Below are 8,185 nucleotides of genomic sequence, written 5' to 3'. Positions count from 1 at the left end.
AAAACACGTGGCTGAAACCGCCACAATCCTTTTGCGCCGCGCCATTCCGGCCCGAAAGGCACCGCCCTGCCCATGCTGGAGCCGCCCAAAGACGGCCTGTCACCTGCCAGACTGCCGCAGGGAACAACTGCATCAGCACCTCCGTTGCCGCCCGGGCACGCCTGACCGCTCAGAGTGTGGGAGCATATTCATGGAGAAAACGCCGTCTGCCGGCTTGCCGCGAAGCGGGCAAATGCGCCATGGGATGGAAACCTTTGGTCAAGACGGGCGAAGGCCGGCTTGATGCGCGGCACACCAGCCCGGCGCGCGGGGCCTGCCCCCGCGCGGGCGCCCAATAAAACTTACTTGTAGATGCCGAAATGAGCCAAATTGAATTAAAGATATTTTCCAGCAGATTATGATCAATTTTGAGAATGACATGGTGAAGCGCAGACGCGGGAACACGTTGGAGAAGTGGGAAATCGCTACCGTCAAGGCGATGCTGGCGAAGAAATACGTACCGCAAGACATCCAGGCCTATTTCTCACGCCCCACACGGTCGATCAATCACGCACGCATTTCCGAGATACGCGATGGGACCAAGCACAAAGGCATCAAGGTCGCGACAGAAGCTGAACTCGACAGCTTTCTGAAGGCCTGGCCCGACATAGATCCCGTGACCGGCCTGCACATTCAAGGTGACGAACTTCTCGTCAAAGCGCGCGAAGCGATGATCGCGGCGGTTCACACCTTTAACAGCGCCGGACTCCATTTCAAGGCCGAGTTGTTCATCGTCACCAGCGTCATCGCCTGGACCTATCTTCTGCACGCCTACTACAAACGGGAAGGCGTCGACTACCGGTACAAGAAAGGCGGTGCGATCCAAAAGACACCGAGCGGGGCAGACAAGTACTGGGAACTCGGCCAATGTCTGGCACATGGGAAATGCCCGCTGGAGAAAGGCGTTATCAACAACCTGAAATTCCTGACCGGGATTCGCCACGAGATAGAGCATCGCTCCACGAACAGGATCGATGATGCCCTGAGCGCCAAGCTTCAGGCCTGCTGTATCAACTTCAATGATGCGATCAAAAAGCTGTTCGGCAAGGAGTTCGCCTTGGAAAAACGGCTGCCGATCGCCCTGCAATTCGTGACGTTCGATGGTGCCCAACGGGCCAGCCTGACCGGCGCGGATCTTCCGCCGCACATCGCCACCGCAATGGACAATTTCCACAATGGACTGACCGAGGACGAGCAGAAAGATCCTAAATTCAGATATTGTGTGGCCTTCGTGCCAAAGGTATCGGGCAAGGCCTCAAAAGCCGATCTCGCGGTCGAATTCATCAAACCGGGATCACCGCAAGCAGAGACCGTCGAAAGGGTATTGCTGAAAGAAACGGAACGGCCGAAGTATCTGCCTTCCCAGATCGTGAAGAAAGCCAAGGCCGCCGGATATCCGGCATTCAACATGCATGACCACACACTGCTGTGGAAGCAGCTTGACGCGCGCAAGGCCGGCAAGGGTTACGGCGTCATGATCGCCAAGACCTGGTATTGGTACGAAAACTGGTTCGAGAAGGTCATCGAAAAACTGGCGGAGGGGTGGAAGCAACCTTGAATGCTACTCCACCAGTCGGGGTGTCGGGAGGTAGCGACGCGTCACGCGCCACCCTCACCCTTGTCATTTCCGAACTTCCAGACGCTGATCCCCATCTTCCTTGCCTTGTCGGCGAGGTTCTGCGAGATACCGGAGCCGGGGAAGGCGATGACGCCGATGGGCAGCGCATCGAGCATGGCGTCGTTGCGCTTGAAGGGCGCGGCGTTCCTGTGGCGGTTCCAGTCGGGCCTGAAGACGATCTGCTGCACCTTGCGGTTGTCGGCCCAGCAGGCGGCGATCCTTTCCGCGCCCCTGGGCGATCCGCCATGGATCAGCACCATGTCGGGGTGCTTCGCATGCGCCCTGTCGAGGGCGGCCCAGATGCGGGTGTGATCGTTGCAATCCATGCCGCCGGTAAAGGCAATGCGTGGGCCGGCAGGCAGCAGCGGCTCGATCTCGGCCTTGCGCTTGGCGGCCAGAAAATCGCGGCTGTCGATCATCGATGCCGTCATCGCCCGGCGATTCGCGACTGAGCCGGAACGCGGACGCCAGGCGGAAAGGGTGTGTTTCTCGAACCGGCCGGCGGCAATCTCGCGGAAGGCTTCGAAGGCGTTGCGGCGCTCGATGATGGAGATGCCCTGCGCGGTCAGCCGCTCCAGTTCGACGGATTTGATCTCCGAACCGTCCTGCTCGCGCTGCATCCGGCGTTGCGCCTGTTCGTTGTCATCGAGCGCACGGTCGAGATTTGCGATCCTGCGGTGGAAGATGTTGACCAGGTTCCAGAGCACATCGTCGAGATCGTCTTCGAGCCGTGTGTCGGCCATCAGGGCGGCAAGGGCTTCGAAGGCGTTTTCGATCTCCTGTTCGGCGCGGTCGGCCTCTGGCAACGGGCGCGTGTCGGGTTCGTCGCCATTGGGGCGGTAGCCATAGATCTGCAACTCGTCCAGGAGATGCGCGGTTGGCGAGGAAGCGTGACGGGGTTCGTCGTCAAGGGGTTCAATGAAGGGGTCAAGCGTCATGGCTGGGTCTCCCGGTTTTGTGAGGCCGCGCCGTTCGCGGCCTTTCCGGGGATCGTCCGCCGGCGCCGCAGGGCGGGTTTGCACCGCAGGCCGAAACGCAGTGGAGGACGGCGCAGCCGTTGCAAGGCCGGCTGGCGCCGGCAGATACCCCTCATGGAAAGGCCGTGGCGCGGCCCCCTTGCAACGGGAAGGCCTGCCGCAATGCTCAACCGTGACGGTCCGATGGCGGAGCCGTCATGCCCGTTGCCGCCCATCCCGAATGAGGAAATGGCTGTCGTCAGGCGCGATTTGCTCCCCGATCCAGTCCCGCAACCGCTCCGGGCCGAGGGTCAGAAGATCGGCGTTGAAATCCTCCGCCCGCGGCACGAGTTCGCGGATGTCGGTTTCGCCGGCCCTGGACCGAAGCCTTTCCAGCGCGAGCCTGCCGGCCTCGTCATTGTCGCGCGCGACATAGAGCCGGCGTAATGCCGGCGGCAGGTTCAGGGCGGCAAGGTGGGAGGCCGAGAGCGCGGCAACGGCCGGCATACCGGGCATGACCGTCCTGAGCGCCAGGGCGGTTTCGATGCCCTCGGTCACCGCCAGCACGTCGCGCACGACGCCGAAGCGCACGCCGTTGCCGGCGAGATGGCCGAGCGCGCGGCGCGGCTGATCGACGGGCGCCTTGCCGCCTTCGGGATGAAGCCAGGTGCGATGCACGCCGGTCACCTTGCCCTTGCCGTCGGTAACGGCAGCAATGAGCGCCGGCCATTCCTGACGCCCCGCAGGCCCGCGATAGAAGCATCGTGGATGGAAACGGAGCGCCGAAACATCCGACGGCAGATCGAGCCCGCGGCTGCGCAGATATCCTTCAGCCAGCGTGCCCCCGATCGGTTTTGACGCAGCAAAGAGCCGCCGCGCCGCTTCGGAAGAGTTCGTCGGCACGGGCGGGACCACTTCTCGGATCGGCGGAACCGGCAGGCTGAGGAATCCCCGCGCCTCATCGAGCGCGGCGCGGAAATCGAGGCCGCGATTGAGGGCGATGAGGTCGAGAAGATCGCCATGCGTTCCATCAGCGGCATCGCAAAACTTCCCGGCACGTTCGCCGGAAAGGCGGACATAGAGACTCCGCCCCGGCGTCCCCGTCACATCGCCGCACGTCCAGTATCGGCCCTGGCGGCGGCCGTTCGGCAGGTAATGGCGGCACACGGCCTCGGCCTGTTCACCGAGACGGCGCGCCAGATCGGCGGCGCGGGACATATGTCACCCCCGATCCGCGATTTCGGTGAGCGGCCAACGGTCGGTGAGGCTCTCGAAAATCGCCTTGCCGGATTCGTCCACGGGCACGAACAGCCGCAGCTTCCAGGAGATGATCTCGCCGAACAGACCGCGGGCCTTCAGGGCATCGACCATGCCGGAGGTGAAGCCGGTGAGTTCGATGCGGTGTTCGTTCATCACCCGCACGCGGCGCAGGCTGAGACCGTCGACGAGATGCACCGTGACCTTGCCGTCGTTGACGAGGCCCCAGGCATCCGCCGCCGACATCTGCGGCGCATCGATGCCGAGATTGCGGCAGACGGCATCCATCTCCATCTGCGTCAGCATGCGCCCGATCACCCGCTCGCCATCATCGGTTTGGAGGCGATAGACGCGGGCGTTTGTCTCCGGAAGACGCCGCCAGATCGGCAGCAGGAGGCCGGTGACGAGGTGGAACGTGCTCGTCGAGAATTCCGGGATTCCGGCGATCTCCTTTTCCCATGCGGCGATAAACTCTTCCCTCTCCGCTCCCTTCCAGTGCGTGGCGGCGAAGTCATCGACGCTCATGGTGTCGCGCTGCATGGGACGCAACAGCCGCACGCGGCGTTCCACGCTACCATCGTCGTGCATCAGGCTCGGCGCGGATGTCTTGACGGCGGCGCGGCCGGAACGCTCATTGACGAGCAACCGCCTGCCTTCGATGGTGATCGCCTCTTCCGCCCCCATGGGGCGGTTGCGATCGCGCCGCTCGATCGTGAACAGCCGGGTTTTCGCGCCTCTGCCATGCTGCCAGACGGTGCGCCGGTCGGTGACGGTGAGGCTTTCGGCACGGATCGTCTCCAACCCTGCGTCATGCATGCCCGCCGCAATTGCCGCCTCGATACGGGCGTTCAATATCTCCTCGAAGGCCGCGAACAATGTGTTCTGCATGGCGATGGGCAGCGCCAGCAGGCGGTTGAGGAAGGTCGTGATCGGCGGCAGATTGTCTTTCAACCCGCTGTCAAAAGTGAGCTTGAGGCCGGTCATCTCCTCGAATTGCGTCAACGAGCACCTCTCGATGCCGCCTTGCGCGAGCAGGAAATAGAACTGCCGCAGCGCCGCACGGGCCTGATCGCCTTCGAGATTGTCCTCGGCGCGGAACAGGCCCTGCCCGCCGGTCTGGCGTTGCCCGCGGGTGATCGCACCAAGTGTGTCCAAGCGCCGGGCGATGGTGGAGAGAAACCGCTTCTCCGCCTTCACGTCCGTGGCGATGGGCCGGAACAGCGGCGGCTGCGCCTGGTTGGTGCGGTTCGAGCGGCCGAGGCCCTGGATGGCGGCGTCGGCCTTCCATCCGGCTTCGAGCAGGTAATGGACGCGCAGGCGCTGGTTCTTTGCCCCCCGGTCGGCGTGGTAACTGCGCCCAGTTCCGCCGGCGTCGGAAAACACCAGAACGAGCTTATCCCCATTCTGGAAGGCCTCGACTTCGGACAGGTTCGCTGAGTCCGGGCGGTTCTCGACACAGAGGCGGTCGCCCTTGCGCACAATCCGGCGCGAGCGGCCCGTGACTTCCGCCACCTTGTCCGTCCCGAAGTGCTGCACGATCCGGTCGAGCGCGCCGGGCACGGGATCGAGCGAAGCGAGGCGTTCGATCATTGCGTCGCGCGCCGCCAGCGCCTCCCGGCACTGGATCGGGTTGCCCTCGGCATCGAACGCGGGGCGCGAGCGCAGATTGCCGTCCTCGTCGGTGTAGGGCTCGTAGAGCTGCGTCGGGAAGGCGTACTGGAGGTATGTCAGAATCACGTCGCGCGGCGACAGGTCCACGTTCAAATCCGCCCATTCCCCCGCTGGCAGATCGGCAAGCCGACGCTCCAGAATGGCCTCGCCGGTCGAAACGATCTGCACGATGGCGGCGTGACCCGCTTGCCTGTCGGCTTCGATGGATTTGATCAGCGTGCCGCATTTGAGACCGGTGAGCAGCGCCGCGAAGAAGCGCTGTTTTGACGACTCAAATACCGACAGCGCGGCGGACTTGGCCTGACCATTCAGCGTGCGGTTCTCGCCGGTAACGCCGGAGGCTTCCAGCGCCTGGCCCAAGTGCTGATGTATGATCTGATACGCCTCGGCATAAGCATCGTAAATCGTCACTTGCGCTTGCGTCAGCTTATGCTCGACGATCTCGACTTCGACGCCTTCATAGGACAGCGATCGCGCCGCATAGAGCCCGAGCGCCTTCAGATCGCGGGCCAGCACCTCCATCGCCGCAACGCCGCCCGCCTCGACCGCCTGCACGAACTCGGAACGGTTGGCGAAAGGGAAGTCCTCGCCGCCCCACAGGCCGAGCCGCTCGGCATAGGCGAGATTGCGCACGTCGGTGGCGCCGGTCGCGGATACATAGACGATGCGGGCATCCGGCAACATGCGTTGCAGGCGCAGCCCGGCGCGGCCCTGCTGGGAGGGAAGCTGTTCACCACGCTCACCCTTGCCACCGGCGGCATTGGCCATGGCATGGGCCTCATCGAAGACGATCACGCCGTCGAAGCTCTTTGCGTTCCCTGTCGCGGCTTCGCCGCTTCCCGCCGCATTTTTGATCCCTGTCGCGGCTTCGCCGCTTCCCGCCTCTTGACCAAGCCAGTCGATGATCTGCTGAAGACGCGAGGCCTTGCCCTCGCGTTCGGCGGAACGCAGCGTGGCGTATGTAACGAAGAGGATGCCTTCGCTGAGCCGAACGGGCGTTCCGATCTTGAAGCGCGACAGGGGCTGGACGAGAAGCGGCTCCTGCCCCAAGGCCGACCAGTCGCGCCGCGCGTCCTCGATCAGCTTGTCGGATTTGGATATCCACACCGCCTTGCGGCGACCCTTCATCCAGTTGTCGAGGATCACGCCCGCGACCTGCCGACCCTTGCCGCAGCCAGTGCCGTCGCCCAGGAACCAGCCGCGCCGGAACCGCATGGCGTTGTCCGCGTCGTCGGGAGCGGCGGACAGATTGTCGAAGGTCTCGTCGGCGACCCACGATCCGATGAGATGGCTGGAATGGGCCTCGCCAGCATAGATGACGCTTTCGAGCTGGGCGTCGGAGAGGATGGCACTCTTTATTATATACGCCGGCAGATGCGGCCGGTATGTCGGAAGCGGCGGCGCGACCGAGGCCATGGCCGCCGATTGCACCAGCTTCGTCGGATGCGGCTGGCTGCCCGGGACGCGGATCGATTGCAGGGCGTAGCCCTCGTAGAGCGCGTCGGTCAGGTCAGCGCCTACTGCGGGCTTCCATTCGACCGGCTCGTAGGCAAGCTCGATCGCTTCCGGTGCGGCGCAGGCGGCGCCAGGCACGCCCTTACGCGCGGGAGCCTGAACAGTCTTCGAAACAGTAACAGGCCTTGCCGTGCGCAGACTGACCGTTCCGGAAATCCGCGCGCGCGGGCGCAGATTTTCCAGCACATGGGCGAGCAGGATGCCGTTGTTCTCAGCCTGCGGCAATGTGAGCGGCGTCACGCATTCATCGATCTTGTCGACGACCGTCAGCCGCGTCGTAAAGCTGGTGCCGTGCTTGTAGTAGGCCGCTCCGTCGATGGCGCAGGTGAAGCGCACCGCGCCACTCAAGCGCTGATAGGGGAAATTATGGCCGGTGATGGCAACGAGACGACCGCCCTCGGGCAATCGCGCCAGCGCCGAGCGCACATATTGAAAATCGGCATCCGCCATCCGGCCCTTGACATTCACCGCCGCTGAGAAGGGCGGGTTCATCAGCGCGACCGACGGCAACACGTCGCCGGGCAGCCGGTCATCGATGCTGGCGGCGTCGTGGGCAGAGATGACAGCATTGGGGAACACAAGCCGGAGCAGCTCGGCGCGCGTTTCGGCGATCTCGTTGAGCGCAAGGCGCGCACCGGCAATTTCGGCAAAGATGGCAAGCATCCCCGTGCCCGTCGACGGCTCCAGCACGACGTCATCAGCACCGATATTGGCGGCGAGGCCGGCCACATAGGCCAGGGGCAGCGGAGTGCTGAATTGTTGAAATGCCTCGGATTCCTCGCTGCGGCGCGTGTGGGTTGGCACAAGCCCGGCAATGCGGGTGAGCATGGCGAGAAAGGCACCGGGATCGGGTGCTTTCGTGTGCATGGCGCGACCGAATTTGCGCAGGAACAACACCTGCGCCGCCTCGCAGGCTTCGTAAGCAAGCTTCCAGGTCCAAAAGCCTTCGGCGTCTGAACCGCCGAATGCCTCATTCATTGCATTGCGCAGGATGCGAGCCTCGATGGAATTGCCGCGTTCGAGACCGACAAGGATTGTCTCCGCCGCCTTGAGAATGCAGGCAGCCTCATCAGCGGGCGCGCGGGCGCGCGCCGCCACGGGAAGGGCGAAATTCATGGGAGTTCTCCGA

The 8,185-nt window shown here is 63.7% G+C and carries 4 protein-coding genes; 1 reads left to right on the top strand and 3 read right to left on the bottom strand.

Translation table 11 applies throughout. The features are described 5' to 3' along the window. The first annotated feature begins 397 nt into the window (after positions 1–397). Positions 398–1,597, top strand: a complete 1,200-nt coding sequence (locus E4M07_RS27620) for a DUF3644 domain-containing protein (RefSeq protein ID WP_246660641.1) — start codon at positions 398–400, stop codon at positions 1,595–1,597. Between the two features lie 41 nt (positions 1,598–1,638). On the opposite strand, the gene E4M07_RS27615 is transcribed toward E4M07_RS27620, so the two are convergent. From E4M07_RS27615 to E4M07_RS27605, 3 genes are all read right to left on the bottom strand, one after another. Then, entirely contained in the window at positions 1,639–2,595 is a 957-nt protein-coding gene (locus tag E4M07_RS27615) for a DUF2493 domain-containing protein (RefSeq protein WP_136661644.1), read from the bottom strand. 234 nt (positions 2,596–2,829) lie between these two features. Then, positions 2,830–3,831 carry a toprim domain-containing protein gene (locus tag E4M07_RS27610; RefSeq protein WP_136661643.1) on the bottom strand — a complete coding sequence of 334 codons (1,002 nt, stop codon included), beginning with the start codon at positions 3,829–3,831 and terminating at the stop codon, positions 2,830–2,832. A 3-nt stretch (positions 3,832–3,834) separates the two neighbouring features. After that, the gene (locus tag E4M07_RS27605) at positions 3,835–8,172 is read right to left on the bottom strand and encodes a strawberry notch family protein (RefSeq protein ID WP_136661642.1); all 4,338 of its coding nucleotides are present in this window, start codon (positions 8,170–8,172) and stop codon (positions 3,835–3,837) included. Between the last annotated feature and the right edge of the window lie 13 nt (positions 8,173–8,185).

The organism is Nitratireductor sp. XY-223, from assembly GCF_004959855.1.
GTDB lineage: Bacteria > Pseudomonadota > Alphaproteobacteria > Rhizobiales > Rhizobiaceae > Hoeflea_A.
This window is presented reverse-complemented; position numbering and strand designations above follow the sequence as displayed.